The following is a 23291-nucleotide window of genomic DNA, read 5'->3' as shown; positions in this document are numbered from 1 at the left end:
CCCGCGTCGTCTGGACTTCCTCCTTCGACGCGCGGTAGGTCGGACACATCACGTCGGAGCCGGTCTGCCGGCACGTCCCGCAGCCGTTGCAGAGCTCCACGAGCTCGCTGAAGCCGCCGTCGTCGGCGAAGTCCAGGGCGGTCTGCGGTTCGACGGACTCGTAGTCGGCGCCGTACCGGAGGTGGTCGCGGTTGTCCGCGCCCACGCCGCGCTCGGCGTCCGGGCCGACGTCCGCGGCGCTGTCCCGGTAGACGACGTTCCCGGGGTGCATCCACCACTCGGGGTCGAAGGCGGTCTTGACCTCCTTGAACGCCCGCCAGAGGTCCTCGCCGTACATCTTCGGGTTGAACTCCGTGCGCGCCATGCCGTCGCCGTGCTCGCCGGAGAACGAGCCGTGGTGGTCGAGCACGAGGTCGGTGACGTCCTCCGTGATGGAGTGCAGCGCCTCCACGCCGGCCTCTTCCTTGAGGTTCAGAATCGGCCGGATGTGGAGGGTGCCGGAGCCGGCGTGCGCGAAGTACGCCGCGGACGTGTCGTGGTCCTCGAGGACGCCCTCGAACTTCTGGACGTACTCGGCGAGTTCCTCGGGCGGGACGGTGGCGTCCTCGATGAACGGGTACGGCTTGGGGTCGCCGTCGAGGGACATCAGCAGCGGAATCGCGGCCTTCCGGAGCTTCCAGAGGTCGGCCTGCGCGGCCTCGTCGTACGCTTCCACGACGTCGAAGGCGGGGCCGTCGTCGAGGAAGCGGTCGTTCGTTTCGGCGACGGCCCGCTCGAAGTCGTCGCGGAGTTCGGAGTCGAACTCCAGCATCAGCGCGGCCTCGGCGCCGTCGGGAATCGGATCGACGTACTCGGCGTAGCGTCGGACTCGGCGGCCAGCCGGAACACCTCGTCGTCCATCAGTTCGACCGCGCTCGGCTCGTACTCCAGGGCGACCGGCACCATCCGCATCGCGTCCACGAGGTCCTCGAAGCAGTACAGCGCCAGCGCGGTCTCCTCGGGCACGGTGACGAGCGACAGTTCGGCTTCGACGACGACGCCGAGGGTGCCCTCCGCGCCGACGAACAGTTTCGCGAGGTTCAGCACGCGCTCGCCGGCGTCGTTCTCGTAGACGACGCGGTCGAGGTTGTATCCGGAGACGCACCGCTTCAGGTCCGGATAGCGCGCCTCGATTTCGTCCGCGTTGTCCTCCACGACCGCACGGACGGTCCGGTAGATTTCGGCTTCGCGGCCGTCTCCGGAGACGAGGTCGTCCCACTCCGGGGAGTCGAGGACGACCTCCCGCGCTTCGATCACCGAGCCGTCCGAGAGGACCGCAGTCACGGCTTCGGTGTACGCGTCCGTGATGCCGTAGCGGACGGAGTGGGCGCCCGTGGAGTTGTTCCCGATGCCGCCGCCGACGGTCGCGCGGTTCGAGGACGCGGGGTCGGGCGCGAACTTGAGGCCGTGCTCGGCGAGGCGGTCGTCGAGGTCGTCCTGCACGACGCCGGGCTGGACGCGCGCCCGCTCGGCGTCCGGGTCGACCGACAGCACGTCGTCCATGTGCCGGGAGACGTCGAGGACGACGCAGCCCGGGCCGACCGTCTGGCCGGCGAGCGACGACCCCGTGCCGCGCGGGAGAACCGGGACGCCGTGGTCGGTCGCGGCCTCGACGGCGGCCCGGACGTCTCCGGTGTCCGTCGGGAAGACCACGCCCGCGGGCTGGGCGCCGTAGATGCTGCCGTCCGTCGCGTAGAGGACGCGCGCGTACTCGTCGAAGGCGACGCGGCCGTCGACGCGCGACCGGAGGTCGGCCGCGAGGTCGCGGTACTCGGCGGCGTCCGGGCGCTCGACGTCCAGTTCCTGCGCCGACCACGTCCGCGGAGAGTCGTCGGGTGTCACGCCCGAAATTCGACACGGTCGATAATGAAAGTTGGGCGTCGCCTCGAGGGCGGCGTCGTAAACCCCGAGCCGCGGGCGACGCGTTGTCGGAGGTTTATGGTCCGTCGCGCGTCAGTACGAGTATGGCAAGCGACACCACTCCGGTCATCGCGGCGGCCTACCGAACCCCGCAGGGCAAGGAGGACGGCGTCTTCGCGGACACGCGCAGCGAGGACCTCTCGGTCGCGCTCGTCGACCACATCCTCGACGAACACGGCCTGACGAGCGACCACATCGACGACCTCCAGTGGGGGGTCGCCCAGCAGCGCAAGGAACAGGACAACAACGTCGCGCGCGTCATCGCGCTCCTCTCCGACCTCGGCGAGGACGTGCCCGCGGCGTCCGTGAACCGCTGGTGCGCGTCCTCGATGGAGGCCATCATGCGCGCCGCCGACTCCATCACCGCGGGCCAGCGCGACGCCATCATCGCGGGCGGCGTGGAGAACATGAGCCGGGTGCCGATGGACGGCGACTCCTACCAGCACCTCCACCCCGGGCTCGCGGAGCGCTACAACGTCCCCGAGCTCCAGATGGGGATGACCGCCGAGGAGGTCGCCGAGCGCCACGACGTCACCCGCGAGCAGCAGGACGAGTACGCGCTCCAGAGCCAGCAGCGCGCCGCCGAGGCCACCGACTCCGGGCGCTTCGACGACGAGATCGTCCCCGTCGAGACCGACGACGGCCTCGTCGAGGAGGACGAGGGCATCCGCCGGGACACCTCCCTGGAGAAGCTCGGCCAGCTCCCCACCGTGTTCAAGGGCGACGGCACCGTCACGCCCGGGAACGCCAGCCAAATCTCCGACGGCGCGGCCGCGACGCTGGTCACGAGCGAGCAGTTCGCCGAGGACCACGGCCTCGACGTGCTCGCGTACGTCGGCGACCACAACGTCACGGGCGTCGACCCCCGCGTGATGGGCATCGGCCCCGTGCCCGCGACGCGGGAGCTCCTCGAGCGCACCGGCGAGGACGTCGACGACTTCGACCTCGTGGAGCTCAACGAGGCGTTCGCGTCCCAGACCGTCTACGCCCGCGACGAGCTCGGCGTCGACAACGAGAAGTTCAACGTCAACGGCGGCGCCATCGCCATCGGCCACCCGCTCGGCGCCAGCGGCGCCCGCCTCCCCGTCACCCTGATTCACGAGATGAACAAGCGCGACGCCGAGAAGGGGCTGGCGACGCTCTGCGTCGGCTTCGGTCAGGGAGCGGCGATCACGTTCGAGCGGAAGTAGTCGACGCGCACCGAAACCACGAGACTGATACCGGAGCCTCGTTTCTCCCGACGTAATGCGTTCCGTCGGCATCGTCGTCCCCGCGTACGACCCCGACGTCGAGGTGCTGGTCGCGTACCTCGACTCCCTCCGGGAGTCCCTCCAGCCCGAGCGCCTCCACGTGGAACTGGACGCGGGCGACGCGGCGACGGTGGCCGCGATTCGAGACGCTGGCGCGACGGTCAACGACGCGGCCGAGCGCCGCGGGAAGGGCGCGGCCGTCACGGCGGGCTTCGAGGAGCTGGCGACGGACGTGCTCGCGTTCGTGGACGCCGACGGCGCGACGCCCGCGGCGTCGCTGGCGAAGGTGCTCGCGCCCGTCGAGGACGGCGACGCGGACCTCGCGGTGGGGTCGCGGCGCCACCCGAACGCCGACGTGGCGGGCCACCAGACGTTCGCGCGGCGGTTCCTCGGCGACGGGTTCGCGTGGCTCGCGCGCCGCCTGCTCGACGTCGACCTCTACGACTACCAGTGCGGCGCGAAGGCCGTCACCAGCGAGGGGTGGGAGCGCGTACGGGACCACCTCTACGAGCCGGGGTTCGCGTGGGACGTCGAACTCGTCGCGATGGCGGGCGCGCTCGACCTCCGCGTGCGGGAAGTCCCCATCGAGTGGGAGGACCAGCCGGGGTCGACGGTGTCGCCGGTGGAGACGTCGGTGGCGCTGTTCCGCGCGCTGCTGGCGTCCCGGCACCGGTCGAAGCTCCTGCGGAACAGCCAGCTACACGAGGCGATCGCGGCGCGCCGCGACGAACAGGCCGCGCTCGTCGAACGCAACCGATGAGCCCGGTCGACCGCCTCCGGGAGGCGCTGCCCGACCGGCTCGCCGCGCTCGTCTCCACCGTCCGGTTCGGGCAGTTCGTCTCCGTCGGCGCCGTCGGCGCCGTCTTCGACCTCACGACGCTCGTCCTGCTCACGGAGCTCGCGGGGCTGCCCGCGGCGGTCGCGAACGTCGTCAGCATCGAGACGGCGATTCTCGTGATGTTCGCGGTCAACGAGCGCTGGACGTTCGCGGACCACGGCGAGGACGGCGCGCGCTCGGTCGGCCGGCGCCTGCTGCGCTCGCACGTCGTCCGCGCGGGCGGGTCGACGCTGCAGTACGTGCTGTTCGTCGCGGTGTTCTACAACGTCGCCGTCGACCTCTCGCTGGCGGGCGTGGACCTCTGGCTGGTCGTCGTGAAGGGCGGCGCCATCGGCGTCGCGATGCTCGTGAACTACGTCTTCGAGAGCCTGTTCACGTGGCGCGTCCACGACCGGTGAGCCTCACTGCGGCGAGGCGTCGCACACGCCGAGCCGCGTAGCGTCGTCGCCGAACTCGGCGGCGAGCAGTTCGGGGACGTCACGCGGTTCGACGTCGGAGTACCACCGGCCGCGGGGGTGAATGGCGACGGCGGCGCCGCCCGCGCTACAGAGCCCGAGACAGCTCGTCTCGGCGACGTGGACCCGCGACCAGAAGACGCCGCGCTCGCGCAGCCACTCGGTGACCGCGTCGTAGACGGCGGGGCCGCCGGCGTCCGCACAGCAGGCGTGCTCGCCGTCGCGAGCAGTCGTGCAGACGAGCACGTGGTCGGTGAAGCCGTTCGCGGCGACGTCGTCGGTGCGGTCCCGCATCAGTCCGCGCCGACCGCATCGGGACCCGTCGCGGCGACGCTCCTCGCGTCCGTGGTCGCGGGCGCGAACCGCGCGTGGGCGGCGGCGAGGAGGACCCAGAGCAGGAGCTGGCCGAAGACGAACAGCCCGGTGAGGCCGGCGCCGAGCGCGGCCGGGAGCGCGCCGTGGACGGCGTTCGTCGGCGCGACGACCGGCGCGAGCGCGAGCAGGCCGAACGGGACGGCTGCGGCGGCGGCCGCCGGCAGGACGCCGCGCGTGGCCGAGAGGCGGTCGTAGGCGTACCCGGAGAGCAGGCAGGTGAGCGCGCCGGCGACCATCATCCCGGCGTACAGCGGGAGGCGGGCGTCGACGGACAGCGACTGCTCGGCGCCGGGCGCGACCGGCGGGAGGACGAGCCACGGGGCGCCGGAGACGGTGACGAACCCGGCGAACGCGAGCACGTAGCTTTTGGTCGCACCGGTGCCGGGAATCGCGGGCTCGAGGAAGTAGTAGCCGGCGCCGAAGACGACGCCGCCGAGCAGCACCGCCCACAGCCAGCCCGAGAGGACGCTCACGGCGTCGGTGACGGTCGCGGACACCGCGCTCTCGTGGTGGCCCGCGTCGCCGTGTCCGCTCTCGACGGCGTGGTCGTGTGTCGTCTCGACGCCGTGGTTCACTTCGTCCGCGTAGGCGACCAGCGGGTTCGCGGCGACGGCGACGAACAGGCCGAAGACGAGGCCGGCGACGACGCCGGCTTTGACGCCGCTGGTCAGGTACTCCGCGAACATGGTCAGTGGCAGGTGACGCCGGCGGCGTGCCGGAAGTTGTGCATCGCGTCGTGGAACAGCGGGTCCTGCACGAACAGCAGCGCGAACCCGAGGCTGGCGGCGAGCGCGACGGCGGCGGCCGCCTGCACGGGACTGAGCTCCGTTCGGGCGCGCTCGAAGCGGTCGTGGACGGTGTCGTTGGTGGCCGACATACAACTAACTTTGTGTAAGGTAAAGTTTGGTTGTATATCTTTCGGTGGCCGGCCGGCTGTCCGAGCGAGGGAGGCGGAGGAAGACGGGGCAGCGACCGGGTCAGTCGTGGGGGTGACACCACTCCAGCGCCTCGTGGACCGCGTCGGTCCGCCCGAGGAACGTGAGGTGGTCGCCGCGCCGCAGCGTGAAGTCGCCGTCCGGGACCTGGTTCTCGCCGTCGCGGCCGACGAGCGCGATGATGCAGCCGTTCGGCAGCTCCGTGTCGAGCTCGTCGATGGTCATCCCGACGAGGTCCTCGGAGGTGACCTCGACCTCCTGGACGTCGCCCGAGCGCCCGATCTCGGTCATCCAGTTGGCGAGCGCCGGGCGCTCGATGATGTTGTCGATGCCCCACGCGGTCGCCAGCGACGAGGAGACAGTGCGGACGCCGAGGTCCTCGAAGGCGTCGACGTTGTCCGGGTCGTTCGCCCGGGCGATGACGGTGTCGACGTCGAACTTCGAGCCGGCGAGCTGGGCGACCAGCAGGTTGGCGTCGTCGTCGCCGGTGGCGGCGACGACGATGCGGGCGTTCTCCGCCCCCGCGGCGCGCAGCTCGTCGGTGTCCGTGCCGTCCCCGTGGTGGACGGTGAACCCCTCGTTCCGCGTTCGTTCGACCATCTGTTCGTCGTTCTCGACGATGACGACGTTCTCACCGCGGTCTTCGAGGCGCTCCGCGAGCGCCCGACCGACGGTGCCGCCGCCGACGATGATGACACGCATGGGAATGACCTCGAGTGCTTGCGCGATGTGGCGGGCGAACCCGCCCTGGAAGACGACCGTGAGGATGATGACGAGGAAGACGACGCCGACGAGGAGGTCGGCGGCCGCCCCCATCCCGCTGCTCTGGAGCTGGACGGCGAACAGCGTCGCGACCGACGCCGGGATGATGCCCCGCGGCCCGACCGCGCTCATGAACAGCCGCTCGTTGAAGGTGTACCGCTCCCCGCGCGTGGAGAGGAAGACGCCGAGCGGCCGGACGACGAGGACGACGAGCGCGACGATGGCGAGCCCGGCGATGCCCAGCTGGATGAGGTTCTCGAAGGACAGCAGCGCGGCCAGCGCGATGAACACGAACGAGAGGACGACGAGCGTCACGTCGCCCTTGAACGCCTCTATCTCCTCCTCGTAGGGGAGGTTGGCGTTCCCGAGCACCATGCCCGCGGTCGCGACCGCGGCGATGCCCGCCTCCCCGCGGAAGAAGTCCGCGGCGCCGTACGCGACCAGCGCGCCCGCGAGCACGATGAGCCGGGCGTTCTGCGGGGCGCTCCCCCTGGAGAGGTCGACGTGGCGCAGCAGGTACCAGACGACGGCCGCGACGACGAGCCCGAAGAGGACGCCGATGCCCAGCCGGACCGTGAACTCCTCGACGACCTGCATCCCGGTCAGCCCGGGGTTGTTCACGACCTCGAAGACGACGATGGCGAGGATGGCCGCGGTGACGTCGTTGACGACGCCCTCGCCCTCGAGCGCGGCGGCGACGCGGTTGCGCACCGGGACGACGTCGAGAATCGGCGTGATGACCGTCGGTCCCGTCGCGATGAGCAGGCTGCCGACGAGGAACGCCATGTCCCAGTCGGCGCCGAGCAGGTAGTGGACCGAAAGCGCCGTCCCGACCAGCGAGATGGCGGCGCCGACGGTCGTGAGCCGCACCACCGCGCCCGGGGCCTCCCGGAGCTTCGGGAGCTTCAGGTGGAACGCCCCCTCGAAGACGATGATGGCGACGGAGAGCCCGACGATGCTGGACAGCGTCTCCGCGCCGCCGAACGTCTCCAGCGTGACGACGCCCAGCACCTCCGGGCCGACGAGAATCCCCGCGATGACGAGGAACAACACGCTCGGCACGCGGAGGCGGTCGGCGATGACCTGCGACGCGACCCCGAGCGCGATGATCGTCGCGACCAGGGGGATGAGTTCGGAACTCACGGGGACACCTCCAGTGCCGGCATCGTCTCCCCGTTCGAGACACCGGTGTTAAAGAGCGGTGGTCGCGGCGAGCGACGCCGGGCGCTACTCCGCGTAGATGTCGCCGATCTCGTCCGCGAAGGCGTCGAGGATGTTCCGGCGCTTCTTCTTCATCGTCGGCGTGAGCAGGTCGTTCTCCTCGGTGAACTCCGTGGGGACCAGGCGGAAGCGCTTGATCTGCTCGTACTCCTCGAACTGCTCGTTGACCGCGTCGACCTCCCGCTGGATGCGGGCCTCCACGCGGTCGTCCCGGCAGACGGCGGCCTTGTCCTCGGGGAGGTCGACGCCCTCGCTGGCCGCCCACTTGCGGAGGCCGTCGAAGTTCGGGACGACGACCGCGGAGACGAACTTCCGGTTGTCCCCGACGACCATCGCCTGCTCGACCAGCGGGCTCGCCGCGAACGCGTCCTCGATGGGGCCGGGCGCGACGTTCTTCCCCGTCGACAGCGTGAGAATCTGCTTCGCGCGCTCGATGAACCGGACGTAGCCGTCGTCCCGAATCTCGACGACGTCGCCCGTGCGGAACCACTCCTCGCCCTCGATTTCGGTGAACGCCTGCTCGGTCTCCTCGTCGAGCCCCCAGTAGCCGTCGAAGACCTGCGGGCCGCGCGCGAGCAGTTCGCCGACGTCGCCGTCGCGGTCAGCCCGCTGCTCGGGGCTGGCGATGGTCTCGTCGACGCGGAGGTCGGTGTCCACGAGCGGCGGGCCGATGGTGCCGGTCTGCGGGTCCTCGGGCGGGTTCACGCAGAGCACGGGGCTGGTCTCGGTGAGCCCGTACCCCTCCAGAATCGGGAGGCCCATGCCGTGGTAGAGCGCGCACAGCTCCGGGGACAGCGACCCGCCGCCGGAGATGAAGAAGTCGACGTTCCCGCCGAGCGCGTCCCGCACCTGCCGGAAGACGAGCCTGTCCGCGACGGCGTGTTTCGCGCGCAGCGCCAGCCCGGGGCGGTCGGTCTCGTAGTACTCGCGGCCGACGTCGGTCGCCCACTCGAAGATGCGCTCCTTCGTGGGGGACTCGGCGGCCTGCTCGCGGACGGCGTCGAAGATCTTCTCGTAGACGCGGGGGACGCTGGTGCCGACGGAGGGCTCGCAGAGCGCGAAGTCCTCGCGGAGCGTGTCCGCGGACTCCGCGTAGCAGACGTGGGCGCCCGACGCGAACAGCAGGAAGTGGCCGGCGAGCCGCTCGAGGACGTGGGCCAGCGGGAGGAACGAGACGACGCGGGTCTCCGCGGTGATGGCGGGGAGGTCGCCCTTGTCGGGGCGCGGGCCGAACCGCTTCCGGCACTGGTCGACGTTCGCGCGGAAGTTCGCGTGCGTGAGCGCGACGCCCTTCGGCTTCCCCGTCGTGCCCGAGGTGTAGATGAGGCTCGCGAGGTCGCCGAAGTCGCGGCCGTCGAGCCACGACTCGTAGGTCTCGCGGTCGAAGGCTGCCTGCCCGCGCTCGTACACCTCCGAGAGCGGGATGGCGTCGTCGTCGGCGACGCGGTCCATCGTGACGACGAACTCCACGTCGAGGTCGTCCTCGACCTCGCGGACGCGCTCGAGTTCGGTCTCGCCCTCGACGACGACCCCGACCGCCTCGCTGTCGCCGAGCAGGTGGTTCACCTGCCGCGAACTCGAACTCGGGTAGACGGTCGTGACCGCGCCGCCCGCGGCGAGAATCCCGAAGTCGCTGTGCGCCCACTCCATGCGGGTGTGCGCGAAGATGCCGACGCGGTCGCCGGCCTCGACGCCGAGCTCGCGGAACCCCGCCGCGAGGTTGCGGACGACGTCCCGCATCTCGCCGTACGTGACGTCGGCGAACTCGCCGTCGGGCGCGGGCGGCAGCACGTCCGGGGTGAGCGTGCGGTCGTAGACGCCGCCCTTGTACCCCTGTGCGGGCCGGTCAGCGTGTCGCTCCGCGGCGTTCTCGAACATGCGGGCGAGGGTGGTCTCGCCGGTGACCTCGTCCTCGTAGTCCCGTTCCGCCTCGCGGAAGTCCATACGCCCTACTGGGCCTCCCGGGTCTTAAGGTAGTGGAGAACTCCACGAACGTTCATCCGGGTTTCCGCGCGGGCCTTGTGGTCGCCCCAGACCTGCCAGACCTCGTTCGTGCTCGCGAGGTGGTCGATGGCGGCCTCCTCGCTGCCGCGCTCGATTACCTCCCGCTCGACGGTCTCCACCCACTCCCGGAGCACCTGCTCGTACTGCTTGAGGACGGCGTCGACGTCGTCCGGGCCGGGGCCGAAGTGCGCGTACAGCAGCACGTCGGGGTCGAGGCGCCGGAGCAGTTCGGCGTCCGTGACGCACTGCTCGAGGTCGAAGTTCGGCGGCGGGCTCGTCTCCCGCACGCGGTCCTGTTCGGGAATCCAGATGCCCGCGGCGTCCGCGGTGAAGACGGCGTCGTCGGCGTGGTCCTCGAAGACGACCTGGTGGGGCGCGTGGCCGGGCGCGTGGTGAGCGGTCAGCTCCCGGCTCCCGAGGTCGACGACGTCGCCGTCCTCGAGTTCGACGATTCGGTCCTCGGGGACGGGTTCGGGCTCGACGTAGTACTGCCACTGGTCGCCGACCGCCTCCTTCGTGCCCTCCACGAGTCGCTCGGGGTCGACGAGGTGCCGCGCGCCGAGTTCGTGGACGTAGACGTCCGCGTTCGGGCACGCCTCGGCGATGAACCCCGCGCCGCCCGCGTGGTCGAGGTGGACGTGCGTGACCAGAATCGCCTCGAGCTCCTCGCGCGCGACGCCGCACTCGTCGAGGGCGTTGAGGACGCGCTCGTAGTTCGTGCCGATGCCCGTGTCCACGATGGCCGGGCGGTCGGCGTCGACGACGTAGACGGCGCCGTACTCGGCGGTGTCGTACATGCCGGTGTCGACGTACGAGATGTCGGTACACTGTTCGACGTCGAAGACGTCGCCGGGTGCCATACCGAGCGTGGGGCTGCCACGCGCAAAAGATTTCGCGTGCGAGCACGCCCCGCGTCAGGGCGTCCCCGCGACGGGGAGCGCGAGGAAGGCCAGATACGAGAGGACGGTGGCGGCGCTCGGCCCGAGAATCCAGAAGGAGACGAACCGCGCGACCGTCGACGCGTCGAACAGCGCCGCGGGGTCCCGGAGGTCCTCGGAGCCAGCGCCGATTTCGGCGACGCCGTCGTCGGCCGCGACGGCGACCGCGCTCACGGAGACGCCGTCGACGTCGCCGCGCGCGAGGTCCGCGGCCGTCGCGGTCCGGGACGCCCGCCCCCAGCCGAGACCGACGATAGTCATCACCGTCGAGAGCGCGAGGCTGATGGGGATGCCGAGCCACGACGCCGCGGTCGTAATCGTCGCGGAGACGACCGTGACGACCATCGCCGCGAGCAGCGGGAGGTCCGTGAGTTCGCTGCCGACGGAGGCCATCGTGCGGCGCGCGATGGTGAACGCGCCGAGGCCGATGGCCGCCGCCGAGAGCGCGACCGCGGGCCCGACGTCGAGGAGGTCGCCGCCGACCAGCGGCGCGACGGCGTTCGCGACGTTGCTCGCGCCCGCGGAGAACGACATGTAACACGCCACGGCGACGACGAGCGCGGTGCTGGCGACCTCGCGGCGGGTCGTGTCCGGGCCGAGCGCGGGCGCGGGGACGGCGCCCGAGCGGTCGAGGACGAGCAGCGGGCCGCCGGACTGCTCGACGTCGACGGCGCGCTGGAGGCGGACGTAGCAGTACCGGCCGACGACCGCGCCGCACCAGAACCCCGCGACGGGGGCGACCAGCCACCAGACGACGATCTCCCCGAGCACCGCCCAGTCGAGGGTGTCGGTCGCGAGGCCGAGGCCCGCGATGGCGCCGACGGCCGTCATCGACGTGGAGACCGGGACGCCGTAGGCGTTCGCGACCACCATGCCGAGGCCGACGAACGCGAGCACGACGATGCTCGCCTCGACGGTGAACGCGGTCGGCGCGACGACGCCGCTGCCGAGCGTCGCCACGACGTTCCGGCCGACCGTCCACCCGCCGAGGAAGACGAAGCCGGTCATCAGCGCCGCCGCCGTCGTCTTCGTCGTGACGCCCGCGCCCACGGACGGCCCCCACGCGACGCCCGTCGACGACCCGCCGACGTTGAAGCCGACGAACGCCGCGGCGGCGACGGCGACGAGTAGGAGGAACTCCATCTGTCGCCGGAGTACGCGATTCCGCGTGGTATAGATTCGGGGTGTGGCGCCGTCGCGGGGTTCGTGAGGGACTACCGGGGATGCGATACGTTCTTGCCGGCGCCCGCGCAAACTCGGGCAAATGCTGAGCAGACAGTACGTCCGCGAACACCCCGACGAGGTCCGGGCGGCCCTGGAGAAGAAGGGCGTGGACGCGGACCTCGACCGGATTCTGGAAGTCGACGAGGAGTGGCGCGAACTGAAGGCCCGCGGGGACGACCTCCGCCACGAGCGCAACGAGGTCTCCTCGAAGATCGGCGAACTCAAACAGGAAGGCAAGGAGGAGGAAGCCCAGGAAGCCATCGAGCGCTCGCAGGAGCTCAAGGACGAACTCGAGGAGATCGAGGCGCGCGCGGACGAGCTCGAGGCCGAACTGGAGCGGAAGCTGCTGACGCTCCCGATGGTCCCCGACGAGGACGTGCCAGTCGGCGCCGACGAGTCCGAGAACGTCGAGCGCCGCCGCGAGGGGTTCGACGACCTCCGGGACCTCCCCGACGAGGTCACGCCGCACTACGACCTCGGCGAGGAACTGGACATCCTGGACTTCGAGCGCGGCGCGAAGGTCGCGGGCGGCGGCTTCTACTTCGCGAAGGGCGCGGGCGCCCGCCTCGAGCACGCGCTCGTGCAGTTCATGCTGGACGTCCACCGCGAGCAGGGCTACGAGGACGTGTTCCCGCCGATTCCCGTGAACTCGAAGTCGATGGAGGGGACCGGCCAGTTCCCGAAGTTCGTGGAGGACGCCTACCGGGTCGGCGACGTCAACGAGGCCGACTACGAGGACGACGACCTCTGGCTGCTGCCGACCGCGGAGGTGCCGGTGACGAACATGTACCGCGACGAGATTCTGCTCAGCGACGACCTCCCGCACAAGCTGCAGGCGTACTCGCCGAACTTCCGGCGCGAAGCGGGCGAACACGGCACCGAGACCCGCGGCATCGTGCGCGTCCACCAGTTCAACAAGGTGGAGATGGTGAACTTCGTCGAGCCCGAGGAGAGCTACGAGCGCTTCGAGGGGCTCGTCGACGAGGCCGAGGAGGTGCTCCGGCGGCTCGAACTCCCGTACCGGATTCTGGAGATGTGCACGGGCGACCTGGGGTTCACGCAGGCGAAGAAGTACGACATCGAGGTGTGGGCGCCCGGCGACGACATGGAGGACGGTCCCGAGGAGGGCGGCCGCTGGCTGGAGGTCTCGTCGGTCTCGAACTTCGAGGACTTCCAGGCGCGGCGCGCGGGCATCCAGTACCGCCCGGAGCGCCACGAGAGCGCGGAGTACCTCCACACGCTGAACGGCTCGGGGCTCGCCGTCCCGCGCGTGCTCGTCGCGATTCTGGAGTACTACCAGAACGAGGACGGCACCGTCGACGTGCCCGAGGCGCTCCAGCCGTACATGAACGGGCAGGCGGTCGTCGAGGGCTCCGAGAAGGTCGGCGAGTCGGCGCTCGGCGCGGGCGACCGCGAGTAGTCGGCGAGTAGACTTTTCCTCGTTCGCGCCGACGCGGCCCGCATGGACGCGACCACGCGGAGGTGCGGGTGAATGGTGGAACTCGGGTACACGCTCTCCAGCGAGGAGCACCCGCCGAACGACCTCGTCGAGCACGCCGCCCGCGCGGAGGACGTGGGCTTCGACTTCCTCTCGATATCCGACCACTTCCACCCGTGGGTGAGCCGGCAGGGCGAGAGCGGGTTCGTCTGGTCGACGCTCGGCGGCGTCGCGCACGCCACCGACGACATCCCGGTCGGGGTCGGCGTCGTCTGCCCCATCATGCGCTACCACCCTGCCGTCGTCGCGCAGGCGTCGGCGTCGGTGGCGTCGATGCTCGACGGCCGGTTCTTCCTCGGCGTGGGGACGGGCGAGCTGCTGAACGAGCACGTCGTCGGCGAGCACTGGCCCGAGCACGCGGTCCGCCTCGACATGCTCGAGGAGGCGGTCGAAATCATCCGGACGCTCTGGGCGGGCGGCCAGCGGAGCTACCGCGGCGAGCACTTCACCGTCCAGAACGCGCGGCTGTTCACGCGCCCCGAGGAGACGCCGCCAATCGTCGTCTCCGCGTACGGGCCGTCGGCGGCGAAGCGCGCGGCCGAAATCGGGGACGGCTTCTGGTCGGTCGGCCCGCAGGCCGCCGTCGAGACGTGGGCGGAACACGGCGGCGAGGGGCCGCGGTACACGCAACTGAGCGTCTGCTACGCAGAGACCGAGGCGGAGGCGATAGAGACGGCCTACGAGTGGTGGCCGAACACCGCGCTCCCGGGCGAGCTCGCCTCCCAGTTGCCGACGACCGCGCACTTCGAGCAGGCCTGCGAGCTGGTCTCCCGGGAGGACGTCGCGGACGCGCTCGTCACCGGCCCCGACCCCGCGGACCACGTGGCGGCCATCGAGGACGCCGTCGACGCGGGCTACGACCGCGTGTACGTCCACCAGGTCGGCCCGAACCAGGAGGGGTTCTTCGAGTTCTACGAGGAGGAAGTGCTGCCGGCCGTCGAGTCGACGTCGCCGGCGTAAGTCGTCAGCCCGACGATTTCGCCGTCCGCGGTCTCGAAGGCGTCCACGAACGCGAACAGTTCGCGGCCGTCGTCGGCGGCCAGCAGGCGGCCGTGGACCGCGACGCCCTCGGCGCCGTCGTAGACCGCGTCGACGACGTGGCGGGTGTCGGTGCGCGGGCGGTCGTCGCGCATGAACGCGACGAACGCCGCCCGGTCCGGGAGGGTCATGTCCGGGCGGACGTGTTCGAACTCGGGCGCCAGCACGTCGCGGAGCGCGTCGTACTCCCCGGCGTCGATGGCGTCGTAGTAGGCGCGCGCGAGGGCTGCGTCGTCCATGTCGCCGTCGTCGCGGTCGACGCCCAAGAAACCGCGGACTCCGGCGGGCAGCGCGGCAGTGCCGCGGGGCGTCGCGCGAGGGCGTTCCCGCGACCGAGCGGGGCGCTTTTGAGCGCACGCGGCCTACTGCGGGTGTGGACCTGCACGTCCGGTACGAGGGCGACGACGACCCGAAGAAGTGCACGGCGCGGAAGCTCGCGCGCTTCGACGAGGCCGTCCTCCACGAGTCGGCGCGCGCGACACCGTACGGGGTCGTCCTGAACCCGCACGCCGACACCGCGCTGTCGCCCGCGGACGCGACCACGGCCGGCTGGTGGCGCTGGACTGCTCGTGGGAGACCGCGGGCGAGGCGATGTTCGAGATCGACGGCGAGCACCGCGCGCTCCCGTTCCTCGTCGCCGCCAACCCCGTGAACTACGGGCAGCCGTTCCAGCTCAACACCGCGGAGGCGTTCGCCGCCGGGCTCGCCATCCTCGGGGAGCGCGAGCACGCCGAGTGCGTGCTCTCGAAGTTCACGTGGGGGCACACGTTCCTCGAACTCAACGAGGAGCCGCTGCGGCGGTACAGCGACTGCGAGAGCTCCGCGGAGGTCGTCGCCGTGCAGGACGACTACCTCGCGGACGACGAAGCGGGTGAGCGCGCGTGACCGGGACGCTCGCGGACACGTACGTCGCGGCGCTCCAGCACGACACCGCCGACGTGCCCGCGGACGCGACGCTCGTCGGCGTCGTGCGGCGGCCGACGGGGTGGTTCTCGGCGACCGTCGACGAGAACGTCCCCGCGCTCGCGCCGCCGGAACCGCTGCTCGACGACGCGAAAGCCCGCGAGGAGGAACTCGAAGCCGACGGCGTCGACGGCGCCGAAGCGAACCGCCGGGCGTGGGCGGACGTCGAGTTCGCCGCCCGGTACCGCGACCACCTCGACGCCGACTCCGACGCCCGGCAGGCGGTCGAGGACCTCGCCGACCGGCTCGCTGGCGGGGAGTCGCTGGCGCTCGTCTGCTTCGAGAACACGGAGGAGAAGCGCTGCCACCGCACGATTCTCCGAGAGCGGCTGGCCGAGCGCGTCGACGGCTGACTGTCACTCGCGGTCGGGGCTGACGGCCGCCACCGTTCCGAACTGCTTAAACGCGCCCCGGACGAACGGGAGCGCATGAGCCAGACTGTCGAGGAACGCCTGCTCGAGAAGCAGATCTGCATGCGGTGTAACGCCCGGAACCCGAAGCGCGCCTCGGAGTGCCGCAAGTGCGGCTACAAGAACCTGCGCCCGAAGGCCAAGGAGACGCGCTCGACGTAACTCAGTTCTCGCCGTCCCACTCGCCTTCGAGGACCGCGTAGTAGCGGACGTCGCGGTAGTCGCCGTCCACGAACACCTCGTCGCGGTGGGTGCCCTCTAACTCGAATCCGAGCTTCTCCCAGACGCGCGCAGAGGCGTCGTTGCCCTCGAAGACGCGCGCGACGACGCGGTGGCGGCGGTGCTGGGCGAACGCGTAGTCGGTGACGAGGCGGGCGGCCTCGGTGCCGTAGCCGTTCCCCCAGAACTCCGCGGCGAGGAAGATGCCGACCTCGGCGCCGCCGTCGACGTCGTCGACGCCGTGGACGCCGACGCTACCGATGGGTTGGTCGTCCACCGCGACGACGAAGTTCACGTCGCCGTTCTCGGCGCTGGCGCGCTCCTCGTACCACTCCTGCTCCTGTCGCTCGGTCAGCGGTTCGTGCGCGGACAGCGACGGCCAGACGGCGGGGTCGTTGAGCGTCTCGCGGAGGACGTCGAGGTCGTCCTCGGCGACCGCGCAGAGGTCGACGGCGTCGCCTTCGAGGAACGGTCTCCCGGGCATACGCGACCGGACGACCGCGCACGGAAAAAGCGTTCCCGGGGCGTGCGAACCGTTCGCAGGCTACTCGTCGTACTTGGGTTCGCGGCGCTCGGCGCGCTCGAGCGCGCGCTCGACGACCGCGTGGACATCGCCGTGGAAGACGCCGCCGTGGCCCGAGTACATGTCCTCGACCGACTCCGGGAGGCGTTCGAGGAGTTCGCGGACGCTGCCGACGAGGCGTTCGCGGGACTGACCGGCCATGTCGGTGCGGCCGAAGCTCCCGTCGTCGAACGCGCCGTCGTCGTGGACGACGACGTCACCGGAGAACAGCGCGACGTCGGAGACCAGGGAGACGTGGTCGGGGGCGTGCCCGGGCGTGAACACGACCTCGAAGTCGTCGGTGCCGACGCGCACGCGGTCGCCGTCCGCGAGTTCGTGCGTGCGGAGCGGGTGGTCGGCGAACGCGTACACGTCGGGGTCGAAGGCGTCGACGACGGCGTCCAGCTGCTCGACGTGGTCGCCGTGCTGGTGGGTGACGACGACGCGCTCGAGGTCGTCGACGTGGCGGCGAACCTCGTCGACGACGCCGTCGTAGGCGCCGGCGTCCACGAGCGTCGGTTCGCCGTCCGGCGCGAGGTAGGCGTTGCACGTGAACGTCTCGGCGTCGCGGGTGACGTTGACTACGTCCATGCGAGCGACCACGGCCGCGTTCGTGGTAAAACGGCGGGGTTTTTCACCGTGGACCCGCCTACTCGGCAGGGAACTTTTGAGGGAGGAATTCGTACGTTTACTCGAACATGGGTTTCGGGAGCTACGACGAATCCGAACAGGAGAACCAGTCTCTCGACTCAGAGGACATCGACGCCGACGAGGGGCTCGACACGTCCGAGTACGAGCACAGCGGCGACGTGAGCTACGAGATCGGGGCGTCGAACGACGAGCTCCTCGACCGGCTGCAGGACATCAAAGGCGAGTAGCGTGGTCGTCCCCCTGACGGCCACGAGACGTGCGAGCGGGGAGCGCCGACCCGCGAGTAGCGCGGTCGTCGGGGGACGACCGCAGGTAGCACGGTGAGCCGAACACGACCCGAGACTCCGAGGGCGAGTCCGTGAAGTCCGGGACCCGGGCGCTCGGCGTGGCGGAGTCGTACCGGGGGGACGCGTCGACGTTCGCCGGCGCGGTCGTGCGGGCGTCCCGGGTCGCGGACGGGTTCTCGTTCTCCGACTGCACGGTCGGCGGCCTCGACAGCACCGCCGCGGTCGTCGACTGCTACCGACAGTTGGACCGCGAGGACGTCCGGTACGTCTTCGTCTCCGGCGTCGCGCCCGCGTGGTTCAACGTCGTCGACCTCCGCGACGTCCACGAGGCCGTCTCGCGGCCCGTGCTCTCCGTCTCCTTCGAGGCCAGCGAGGGGCTCGCGGACGCCATCGAGCGCGAGTTCTCGGGCGAGGCGCGCGACCGGCGGCTCGCAGTGTACGAGCGCCAGCCGGACCGCGAGCCCGTGTCGGTGAACGGCGAACGGGTGTTCGTGCGCGCCGTGGGCTGCGAGGACCCCGCCGAGGTCGTGCGCGCGTTCACGCCCGAGGGCGGCCGGCCGGAGCCGCTGCGGGTCGCGCGACTGGCGGCGCGGGCGGCCGACCAGTGGACGGAGGCGTAGCGAGGGCCGGCCCGGGTCTGTAACGCTTAACCCGGCGGCCGTGGTCGGGACACGCATGAGCGACGCCGACGGCATGGAGGGCGTGGAAGTCGCGGAGTGCACGCGCTGCGAGGCGCTCGTGGACTCCCGCAGCCGCATCGTGAACGGCGACGGCCCCGAGGACGCGGCCGTGCTGTTCGTCGGGGAGGCGCCGGGCGCCACCGAGGACGAGGAGGGCGTGCCGTTCGTCGGGCGCAGCGGCGACGTGCTCGACGACGAACTCCGGGACGCCGGCCTCGCGCGAGCGGACGTCCGCATCACGAACTGCGTGCGGTGCCGGCCGCCCGAGAACCGCGACCCCAGTCAAGGGGAGCTCGCGAACTGCCGGCCGTACCTCGAGCGCGAGATCGAGCTCGTCGACCCGGAGGTCGTCGTCACGCTCGGGAAGGTGCCGGGCGAACACCTGCTCGGGCGGGACGTCGCCGTCACGAGCGAGGCCGGCAGCGTCGAGCGCGTCGAACTCGGCGGCGAACCCCGGGAGGTACTCATCTGCCTGCATCCGGCGGCGACGCTGTACGACGCGAGCCAGCGGGACGCGTTCGCGGCGACGATAGAGAAGGCGGCGACGATAGCGGGGGAGAGCGGCGGGCAGTCGCAGTTGGGCGAGTTCTAGGGCTTGCGGTCACCGACGCCGAGCCACTTCTGCGGGTCGAAGAGGTCCCGGACGGCCTCGAAGAAGCCCTTGCCCTCGTGCTCGCCGGGGCGGAGCCGAGCGCGGATGCGCGAGGAGACCAGTTCGATGCCCAGCACGACGATGAACACCATCACGAGGCCGGCCGCGGTCTGCTGGAACTCGAAGAGGTCCTGGCTGTTCCGGATCATCAGGCCGAGACCGCCGGCGCCGACGACGCCCAGCGAGATGGCGATGCGGGTGTTGATCTCGAGGATGTACAGCGTCCACGCGATGAACGACCGCGAGACCTGACTGAGCATCCCGAAGCTCACCGTCTGCGTGCTCGACGCGCCGGTCGACCGAATCGCCTCGATTGGGCCCTCGTCGATCTCCTCGAGGTCGTCGGTGAACAGCCGGCCGAGGTTGCCGATGCTGTCCGTCGCGATGGCCAGCACGGCGGTCATCTGTCCCGGCGGCCCGATGGGGATGTAGAGGAAGATCCAGACGATGGCGGGGATGGCGCGGATGCCGCTGAGAGTGCCGCGGAAGATGAAGTTGAACGGGAACGGCGTGACGCGCTCGCTGCCGAGCACGCCCAGAATCAGCGCGAGCGGGAACGCCAGCACGGTGCCCATGAACCCGAGCAGCAGCGTCACGAGGCTGGCTTTCACCAGCGAGAGGCGCGGCGACGTGAAGCTATCGATGATGTGGGCGCCGCCGTCGCGGAAGCTCGCGGGAATCGCGCGCAGGCCGGTGATGCCCTGCTCTTTCGTGTAGACGGTGAAGTTACTGAAGTCCGGGGGGAAGAAGCCGGTCGCGATGAAGTCGTACATGTTCGGGAACCGGTCGGCGACGACGTACGCCTGGAAGCCGACGAAGCCCAGTCCCCAGTAGGTCACGCCGACGACCGCCGCCAACAGACCCACCCAGAGCGCGTACTTGAGCTTGCGGAGGCGGTCGAGCGCGCGGAGCTTCTGCTGGACCGCGGAGTCGGCGCTCACGCCTGCTCACCTCCGTCTGCGGAGGGGGCTGCGGCGTCCGACTCCACGGCGTCCGTGCCGGTGGGGTCGCCGGAGAGGTCGCCGTCGACGCCCTCGCCGTAGTAGATGCGGTCCATCTCGTCCATCGTGAGGTCGTCGGCGTCGCCGTCGAAGATGACCTCGCCGTCGCGGATGCCGAGGAACCGGTCGCCGAACTCGCGGGCGATGTTCACCTGGTGGAGGCTCGTGATGGTCGTGAGGTCCTGCTCGGTCGCGGCCTTCTTCAGGTAGCGCATCACGTCGCGGGCGGCCTTCGGGTCGAGGCTGGCCACGGGCTCGTCCGCGAGGACCAGCGACGGCCCCTGCACGAGCGCGCGAGCGATGCCGACGCGCTGTTTCTGCCCGCCGCTCATCGACTCGGCGCGCTGGCCGGCCTCGTCGAGGAGGCCGACCGTCTGCAGCGACTCCAGCGCCGTGACCTTGTCTTCCTCGCTGTGCAGGCCGAGCGCGCTCCGGGCGAGGCCGTTCCGGGAGAGCGCGCCCGTCAGCGCGTTGCCGAACGCGGTCTTGCTCTCGATGAGGTAGTGTTCCTGGAACACCATCCCGACGTCGCTACGGTTCCCCTGCACCTCCTCGCCGCCGACGCGCACCGTGCCCTCAGTCGGCTCGGTGAGGCCGTTGAGCACCCGGAGCATCGTGGACTTCCCCGCGCCGGACGGCCCGAGCAGGATGACGAACTCGCCCTCGGGGACCGTGAACGACACGTCGTCGAGTGCGACGGTGTCCTCCCCGTATATCTTGGTGACGTTCTCGAATTCGATGGATGGCATGTGTCGTGGGGTCTATCTGGCCAGAAAGCCGCTCGTGGGAAAAACCACCCGAACTTTCGTGCCGGGTGCGAACCGACCGCGTTACTCGAAGATGTCGGTGCCGACGCCGAGCTCGTCCGCGACGTCGATGACGGACTGGTAGTCCTCGCGGGACGCCTCGCGGACGTCGCTGAACCAGAGGTCGTCGTCGGTGCCGTCCTCGCCGTCCGAACCGTAGTAGATGCTGTCCGGGCCCTCGAGGAACGCCTCCTGGATCGCGGTCTTCGCTTCGTCGCTGAGCTCCGGGGAGACGACGATGGGCGCACGCGGGAGGCCCTCGTCCTCGTGGAGCGTGGTCGCGACCTCCTGCCACGCCTCGGGCGCGGGACCGGTGCTGGTGTCGCGGACGAACCCGCCCATCGCCGCGGCGTCGACCTGCCCCTCCTTGAGCAGCGTGTAGGAGGTGACGTGGCCGCCGGCGAATCGCGCGTCGAACTCGGCCTGCGAGCCGTTGCCCTCGGGGAGCTCGCCGACGTCGAGGTCGCCCTCGTTGGACATGCTGTACAGCGGGTACAGCGCGCCGCTGGTCGAGAGCTGGTCGGAGAACGCGACCGTCTTCCCGGAGAGGTCCGACAGCTCGGTGATGTCGCTGTCGTTCGGCGTCGCGATGATGCTCTTGTACGTCCAGCCGCCGTAGCCGTAGCGCTGGAGGATGATCTCGGCGTTACCAGTCATCACGCCGAGCGCGCCCGCGAACGGCCCGGTCTCGGCGACGTCCAGCGTCCCCTGCCCGAGCGACTGGATGATGGCGCTGTAGTTGCTGCCGATGGTGCCCTCGACGCTCAGGTCGCTGGAGGCGTCGTAGTTCTCCCGGACGTAGCTCCCGATGTGGTCCTCGAGGGGAGCGTACTGGACGTTGAGGTCCTCCTGCGGGACCGACGGGGAGATGCCGAAGTCGATGGTCCCGTCGCCCCCGAACGTCATCTGGTCGGAGCCGCCCGAGGTCCCCGCGTCGGTGGTGCCGGAGCCGCCGTCGCCGTCACCGTCGCCGCCGCCCGTACAGCCCGCGAGTCCAGTGAGCCCAGCGATACCTGTCGCACCTGCGATTTTGAGGAATTTGCGTCGTCCCGCCATGGGGAATTCGTTTGGGTGATGCGAGAGGCGAGTGAAAGGTTTGTCCTTCAACTATATCGAGAGGTACCCATCACTATGTACCAAACGGCGGATGGAAACCCACTTGCGAGTGGGGGGCGAAGGCACGAACATGAGTACCTCGTCGACGGACCAGACGACGGCCGGCGTCGTCGTCGTGGACTACGGGCTGGGGAACCTCCGGAGCGTCACGCGCGGGCTCGAGCGCGCGAACGCGGACGTGACGATTTCCGACGACCCGGGCGCGCTCGACGACGCGGACGGCATCGTGCTGCCGGGCGTCGGCGCGTTCGGCGACGGCATGGAGAACGCGGGGCCGTTCCGCGACGCGCTGACCGACGCCGCCGAGGACGGCCGCCCGCTGTTCGGCATCTGCCTCGGGATGCAGATGCTGCTCACGGAGAGCGAGGAGGCCGAACGCGAGGGGCAGGGCGACGTGAAGGGCCTGGACCTGATTCCGGGGCGAAACCGCCGGTTCACGGGCGACGTGAAGGTCCCGCACATGGGCTGGAACGAGCTGGACGTGACCCGCGACCACCCGCTCGTGGACGGCGTCGACGGCGAGTACGCGTACTTCGTCCACTCCTACTACGCCGAGCCCGAGGACGACGCCCACGTCGTCGCGGAGACGGACTACGGCGAGCGGTTCCCCTCCATCGTCGCGAACGACGAGGGCAACGTCTTCGGCACGCAGTTCCACCCCGAGAAGTCCGGGGAGACCGGCCTCCGGATTCTCCGGAACTTCGTCGACATCTGCGCAGAACAGTAGCGCGCTAACGGTTCCCACGCCCGAGCAACGTTTTTCTCCCGGTTCGACGACAGTCAGCGCATGGCCGCCGTCGAGTACGGTGCGACTGCCGAGAACCTCCAGTCGCTGTACCGCGAGTACGACTGGTGGGCCGACCGCGACGACGAGGCCGTCCGCCGCGCGCTCCGGAACACGGACGAGACGGTCCTCCTGCGCGAGGACGGCGACCCGGTCGCGGCCGCCCGCGTGCTCACTGACTACGTCTACTACGCGATGGTGTACGACGTCATCGTCGCCGAAAACCACCGCGGCGAGGGTCTCGGCAAGGAACTGATGGCCGCGGTTCGCGACCACCCGCGGCTGCAGGACGTCGCGCCGTCGCTGCTCGCCCGCGAGGGGCTCGTCCCCTTCTACGAGCAGTGCGGCTTCGAGGTGATGGACGGGGAGATCGAGCACCCGGACGGCGACCCGGAGACGCTGTCGTGGATGCTGTATCGGCGCGACGACGAGTGAGGAAATGGCGGCGAGCATCCGCGACCCGAGCGGTCCGGAGGACCCGGAAGGGTCGCGGTTCACCGCGCGAGTGAGCGAAGTGAACGAGCGCGGGCCGACGACCGAACGGAGCGAAGCGAAGTGAGGGAGGAGTGCTTTTGGCCGAGCTTTTAACCGAGCGAGCGTGAGCGAGCGCAGCGTAAAAGGTCGCTACAGGAAGTCTCGGACTTACGCTGTAGTACATGTCCG

The 23291-nt window shown here is 70.4% G+C and carries 25 protein-coding genes and 2 pseudogenes; 13 read left to right on the top strand and 14 right to left on the bottom strand.

What is annotated here, in order from left to right; all coding sequences use genetic code 11:
* A pseudogene (locus GJ634_RS06960) lies at positions 1–1881 on the bottom strand (FAD-linked oxidase C-terminal domain-containing protein); the annotation flags it as partial.
* A 122-nt stretch (positions 1882–2003) separates the two neighbouring features.
* On the opposite strand from GJ634_RS06960, the gene GJ634_RS06955 reads away from it, so the two are divergent.
* The 3 genes from GJ634_RS06955 to GJ634_RS06945 are packed head-to-tail and all read left to right on the top strand — an operon-like array spanning position 2004 to position 4445.
* Complete coding sequence (locus GJ634_RS06955) at positions 2004–3149, top strand: thiolase family protein (protein ID WP_157501577.1); 1146 nt, start codon at positions 2004–2006, stop codon at positions 3147–3149.
* Between the two features lie 55 nt (positions 3150–3204).
* A complete protein-coding gene (locus GJ634_RS06950; RefSeq protein WP_157501575.1) occupies positions 3205–3969 on the top strand; it encodes a glycosyltransferase in 765 nt (254 codons plus the stop codon).
* Complete coding sequence (locus GJ634_RS06945; protein ID WP_197425434.1) at positions 3966–4445, top strand: GtrA family protein; 480 nt, start codon at positions 3966–3968, stop codon at positions 4443–4445. Before GJ634_RS06950 ends, GJ634_RS06945 begins: the two co-directional genes overlap by 4 nt.
* A gap of 3 nt (positions 4446–4448) precedes the next feature.
* Here GJ634_RS06945 and GJ634_RS06940 read toward each other — a convergent pair whose 3' ends face one another.
* The 7 genes from GJ634_RS06940 to GJ634_RS06910 all read right to left on the bottom strand — a co-directional run bounded on the left by GJ634_RS06940 (position 4449) and on the right by GJ634_RS06910 (position 11880).
* Complete coding sequence (locus GJ634_RS06940) at positions 4449–4796, bottom strand: ferredoxin (RefSeq protein WP_157501573.1); 348 nt, start codon at positions 4794–4796, stop codon at positions 4449–4451.
* Entirely contained in the window at positions 4796–5563 is a 768-nt protein-coding gene (locus tag GJ634_RS06935) for a CbtA family protein (RefSeq protein ID WP_157501571.1), read from the bottom strand. Before GJ634_RS06935 ends, GJ634_RS06940 begins: the two co-directional genes overlap by 1 nt.
* A 2-nt stretch (positions 5564–5565) precedes the next feature.
* Positions 5566–5754, bottom strand: a complete 189-nt coding sequence (locus GJ634_RS06930) for a CbtB domain-containing protein (RefSeq protein ID WP_157501569.1) — start codon at positions 5752–5754, stop codon at positions 5566–5568.
* Between the two features lie 100 nt (positions 5755–5854).
* Positions 5855–7717, bottom strand: coding sequence for a cation:proton antiporter (locus GJ634_RS06925; protein WP_331714033.1), 1863 nt, complete (start codon positions 7715–7717; stop codon positions 5855–5857).
* Positions 7718–7801: 84 nt separating this feature from the next.
* A complete protein-coding gene (locus GJ634_RS06920; protein ID WP_157501567.1) occupies positions 7802–9739 on the bottom strand; it encodes a long-chain fatty acid--CoA ligase in 1938 nt (645 codons plus the stop codon).
* Between the two features lie 5 nt (positions 9740–9744).
* Positions 9745–10659, bottom strand: coding sequence for an MBL fold metallo-hydrolase (locus GJ634_RS06915; protein WP_157501565.1), 915 nt, complete (start codon positions 10657–10659; stop codon positions 9745–9747).
* Between the two features lie 54 nt (positions 10660–10713).
* The gene (locus GJ634_RS06910; protein ID WP_157501563.1) at positions 10714–11880 is read right to left on the bottom strand and encodes an inorganic phosphate transporter; all 1167 of its coding nucleotides are present in this window, start codon (positions 11878–11880) and stop codon (positions 10714–10716) included.
* Between the two features lie 121 nt (positions 11881–12001).
* Between GJ634_RS06910 and serS the strand changes: the two genes are divergently transcribed.
* Together serS and GJ634_RS06900 are read left to right on the top strand one after the other, a co-directional pair.
* Complete coding sequence (serS, locus tag GJ634_RS06905) at positions 12002–13381, top strand: serine--tRNA ligase (protein WP_157501561.1); 1380 nt, start codon at positions 12002–12004, stop codon at positions 13379–13381.
* Between the two features lie 72 nt (positions 13382–13453).
* Positions 13454–14419, top strand: coding sequence for a TIGR03557 family F420-dependent LLM class oxidoreductase (locus tag GJ634_RS06900; RefSeq protein ID WP_157501560.1), 966 nt, complete (start codon positions 13454–13456; stop codon positions 14417–14419).
* On the opposite strand, the gene GJ634_RS06895 is transcribed toward GJ634_RS06900, so the two are convergent.
* Positions 14371–14736 carry a nuclear transport factor 2 family protein gene (locus tag GJ634_RS06895; RefSeq protein WP_157501558.1) on the bottom strand — a complete coding sequence of 122 codons (366 nt, stop codon included), beginning with the start codon at positions 14734–14736 and terminating at the stop codon, positions 14371–14373. The two genes, GJ634_RS06900 and GJ634_RS06895, sit on opposite strands and share 49 nt — an antisense overlap.
* Positions 14737–14870: 134 nt before the next feature.
* Between GJ634_RS06895 and GJ634_RS06890 the strand changes: the two are divergent.
* From GJ634_RS06890 to GJ634_RS06880, 3 genes and pseudogenes are all read left to right on the top strand, one after another.
* Positions 14871–15382: pseudogene (locus GJ634_RS06890) on the top strand (DUF367 family protein).
* Positions 15379–15813 (top strand): DUF488 domain-containing protein, encoded by a 435-nt coding sequence (locus GJ634_RS16640; protein WP_331714032.1) that lies wholly within the window; start codon positions 15379–15381, stop codon positions 15811–15813. Before GJ634_RS06890 ends, GJ634_RS16640 begins: the two are co-directional and overlap by 4 nt.
* Before the next feature lie 75 nt (positions 15814–15888).
* On the top strand, positions 15889–16032 hold the full coding sequence (locus tag GJ634_RS06880; protein WP_157501556.1) for a 50S ribosomal protein L40e: 144 nt from the start codon (positions 15889–15891) through the stop codon (positions 16030–16032).
* Between the two features lies 1 nt (position 16033).
* Here the strand turns inward: GJ634_RS06880 and GJ634_RS06875 are convergent, their stop codons facing one another.
* A complete protein-coding gene (locus GJ634_RS06875; protein ID WP_157501554.1) occupies positions 16034–16573 on the bottom strand; it encodes a GNAT family N-acetyltransferase in 540 nt (179 codons plus the stop codon).
* Positions 16574–16633: 60 nt separating this feature from the next.
* Positions 16634–17242, bottom strand: a complete 609-nt coding sequence (locus GJ634_RS06870; protein ID WP_157501552.1) for an MBL fold metallo-hydrolase — start codon at positions 17240–17242, stop codon at positions 16634–16636.
* A gap of 107 nt (positions 17243–17349) precedes the next feature.
* On the opposite strand from GJ634_RS06870, the gene GJ634_RS06865 reads away from it, so the two are divergent.
* From GJ634_RS06865 to GJ634_RS06855, 3 genes are all read left to right on the top strand, one after another.
* Positions 17350–17529: a DUF5786 family protein gene (locus GJ634_RS06865; RefSeq protein ID WP_157501549.1), complete on the top strand. Its 180-nt coding sequence runs from the start codon at positions 17350–17352 to the stop codon at positions 17527–17529.
* 131 nt (positions 17530–17660) lie between these two features.
* The gene (locus GJ634_RS06860) at positions 17661–18209 is read left to right on the top strand and encodes a DUF99 family protein (RefSeq protein ID WP_331714031.1); all 549 of its coding nucleotides are present in this window, start codon (positions 17661–17663) and stop codon (positions 18207–18209) included.
* Between the two features lie 55 nt (positions 18210–18264).
* Positions 18265–18861 carry a uracil-DNA glycosylase family protein gene (locus GJ634_RS06855; protein ID WP_157501548.1) on the top strand — a complete coding sequence of 199 codons (597 nt, stop codon included), beginning with the start codon at positions 18265–18267 and terminating at the stop codon, positions 18859–18861.
* On the opposite strand, the gene GJ634_RS06850 is transcribed toward GJ634_RS06855, so the two are convergent.
* The 3 genes from GJ634_RS06850 to phnD all read right to left on the bottom strand — a co-directional run bounded on the left by GJ634_RS06850 (position 18858) and on the right by phnD (position 21784).
* Positions 18858–19862: an ABC transporter permease gene (locus GJ634_RS06850; protein ID WP_197425433.1), complete on the bottom strand. Its 1005-nt coding sequence runs from the start codon at positions 19860–19862 to the stop codon at positions 18858–18860. The genes GJ634_RS06855 and GJ634_RS06850 overlap by 4 nt on opposite strands.
* Entirely contained in the window at positions 19859–20671 is an 813-nt protein-coding gene (phnC, locus tag GJ634_RS06845) for a phosphonate ABC transporter ATP-binding protein (protein ID WP_157501546.1), read from the bottom strand. The genes GJ634_RS06850 and phnC overlap by 4 nt, the downstream gene beginning before the upstream one ends.
* A gap of 81 nt (positions 20672–20752) precedes the next feature.
* Complete coding sequence (gene phnD, locus GJ634_RS06840; RefSeq protein ID WP_157501543.1) at positions 20753–21784, bottom strand: phosphate/phosphite/phosphonate ABC transporter substrate-binding protein; 1032 nt, start codon at positions 21782–21784, stop codon at positions 20753–20755.
* Between the two features lie 130 nt (positions 21785–21914).
* Between phnD and hisH the strand changes: the two genes are divergently transcribed.
* Both hisH and GJ634_RS06830 read left to right on the top strand, forming a co-directional pair.
* On the top strand, positions 21915–22571 hold the full coding sequence (gene hisH, locus GJ634_RS06835) for an imidazole glycerol phosphate synthase subunit HisH (RefSeq protein WP_157501541.1): 657 nt from the start codon (positions 21915–21917) through the stop codon (positions 22569–22571).
* Positions 22572–22631: 60 nt separating this feature from the next.
* Positions 22632–23063 carry a GNAT family N-acetyltransferase gene (locus tag GJ634_RS06830; protein WP_157501539.1) on the top strand — a complete coding sequence of 144 codons (432 nt, stop codon included), beginning with the start codon at positions 22632–22634 and terminating at the stop codon, positions 23061–23063.
* Positions 23064–23291: the final 228 nt, after the last annotated feature.

It is taken from the genome of Halobacterium sp. CBA1126, from assembly GCF_009741975.1.
Lineage (GTDB): Archaea > Halobacteriota > Halobacteria > Halobacteriales > Halobacteriaceae > Halobacterium.
This window is presented reverse-complemented; position numbering and strand designations above follow the sequence as displayed.

Excerpts from the sequence above, each read along its gene's own strand:
- phnD (WP_157501543.1), bottom strand. The coding sequence starts at position 21,784 with ATGGCGGGACGACGCAAATTCCTCAAAATCGCAGGTGCGACAGGTATC.
- GJ634_RS06930 (WP_157501569.1), bottom strand. The coding sequence starts at position 5,754 with ATGTCGGCCACCAACGACACCGTCCACGACCGCTTCGAGCGCGCCCGA.
- GJ634_RS06855 (WP_157501548.1), top strand. The coding sequence starts at position 18,265 with ATGAGCGACGCCGACGGCATGGAGGGCGTGGAAGTCGCGGAGTGCACG.
- GJ634_RS06955 (WP_157501577.1), top strand. The coding sequence starts at position 2,004 with ATGGCAAGCGACACCACTCCGGTCATCGCGGCGGCCTACCGAACCCCG.
- GJ634_RS06910 (WP_157501563.1), bottom strand. The coding sequence starts at position 11,880 with ATGGAGTTCCTCCTACTCGTCGCCGTCGCCGCCGCGGCGTTCGTCGGC.
- GJ634_RS06870 (WP_157501552.1), bottom strand. The coding sequence starts at position 17,242 with ATGGACGTAGTCAACGTCACCCGCGACGCCGAGACGTTCACGTGCAAC.
- GJ634_RS06950 (WP_157501575.1), top strand. The coding sequence starts at position 3,205 with ATGCGTTCCGTCGGCATCGTCGTCCCCGCGTACGACCCCGACGTCGAG.
- GJ634_RS06945 (WP_197425434.1), top strand. The coding sequence starts at position 3,966 with ATGAGCCCGGTCGACCGCCTCCGGGAGGCGCTGCCCGACCGGCTCGCC.
- phnC (WP_157501546.1), bottom strand. The coding sequence starts at position 20,671 with ATGCCATCCATCGAATTCGAGAACGTCACCAAGATATACGGGGAGGAC.
- GJ634_RS06875 (WP_157501554.1), bottom strand. The coding sequence starts at position 16,573 with ATGCCCGGGAGACCGTTCCTCGAAGGCGACGCCGTCGACCTCTGCGCG.
- GJ634_RS06880 (WP_157501556.1), top strand. The coding sequence starts at position 15,889 with ATGAGCCAGACTGTCGAGGAACGCCTGCTCGAGAAGCAGATCTGCATG.
- GJ634_RS06900 (WP_157501560.1), top strand. The coding sequence starts at position 13,454 with ATGGTGGAACTCGGGTACACGCTCTCCAGCGAGGAGCACCCGCCGAAC.
- GJ634_RS06895 (WP_157501558.1), bottom strand. The coding sequence starts at position 14,736 with ATGGACGACGCAGCCCTCGCGCGCGCCTACTACGACGCCATCGACGCC.
- GJ634_RS06920 (WP_157501567.1), bottom strand. The coding sequence starts at position 9,739 with ATGGACTTCCGCGAGGCGGAACGGGACTACGAGGACGAGGTCACCGGC.
- hisH (WP_157501541.1), top strand. The coding sequence starts at position 21,915 with ATGAGTACCTCGTCGACGGACCAGACGACGGCCGGCGTCGTCGTCGTG.
- GJ634_RS06865 (WP_157501549.1), top strand. The coding sequence starts at position 17,350 with ATGGGTTTCGGGAGCTACGACGAATCCGAACAGGAGAACCAGTCTCTC.
- GJ634_RS06935 (WP_157501571.1), bottom strand. The coding sequence starts at position 5,563 with ATGTTCGCGGAGTACCTGACCAGCGGCGTCAAAGCCGGCGTCGTCGCC.
- GJ634_RS06830 (WP_157501539.1), top strand. The coding sequence starts at position 22,632 with ATGGCCGCCGTCGAGTACGGTGCGACTGCCGAGAACCTCCAGTCGCTG.
- GJ634_RS06915 (WP_157501565.1), bottom strand. The coding sequence starts at position 10,659 with ATGGCACCCGGCGACGTCTTCGACGTCGAACAGTGTACCGACATCTCG.
- GJ634_RS06940 (WP_157501573.1), bottom strand. The coding sequence starts at position 4,796 with ATGCGGGACCGCACCGACGACGTCGCCGCGAACGGCTTCACCGACCAC.
- serS (WP_157501561.1), top strand. The coding sequence starts at position 12,002 with ATGCTGAGCAGACAGTACGTCCGCGAACACCCCGACGAGGTCCGGGCG.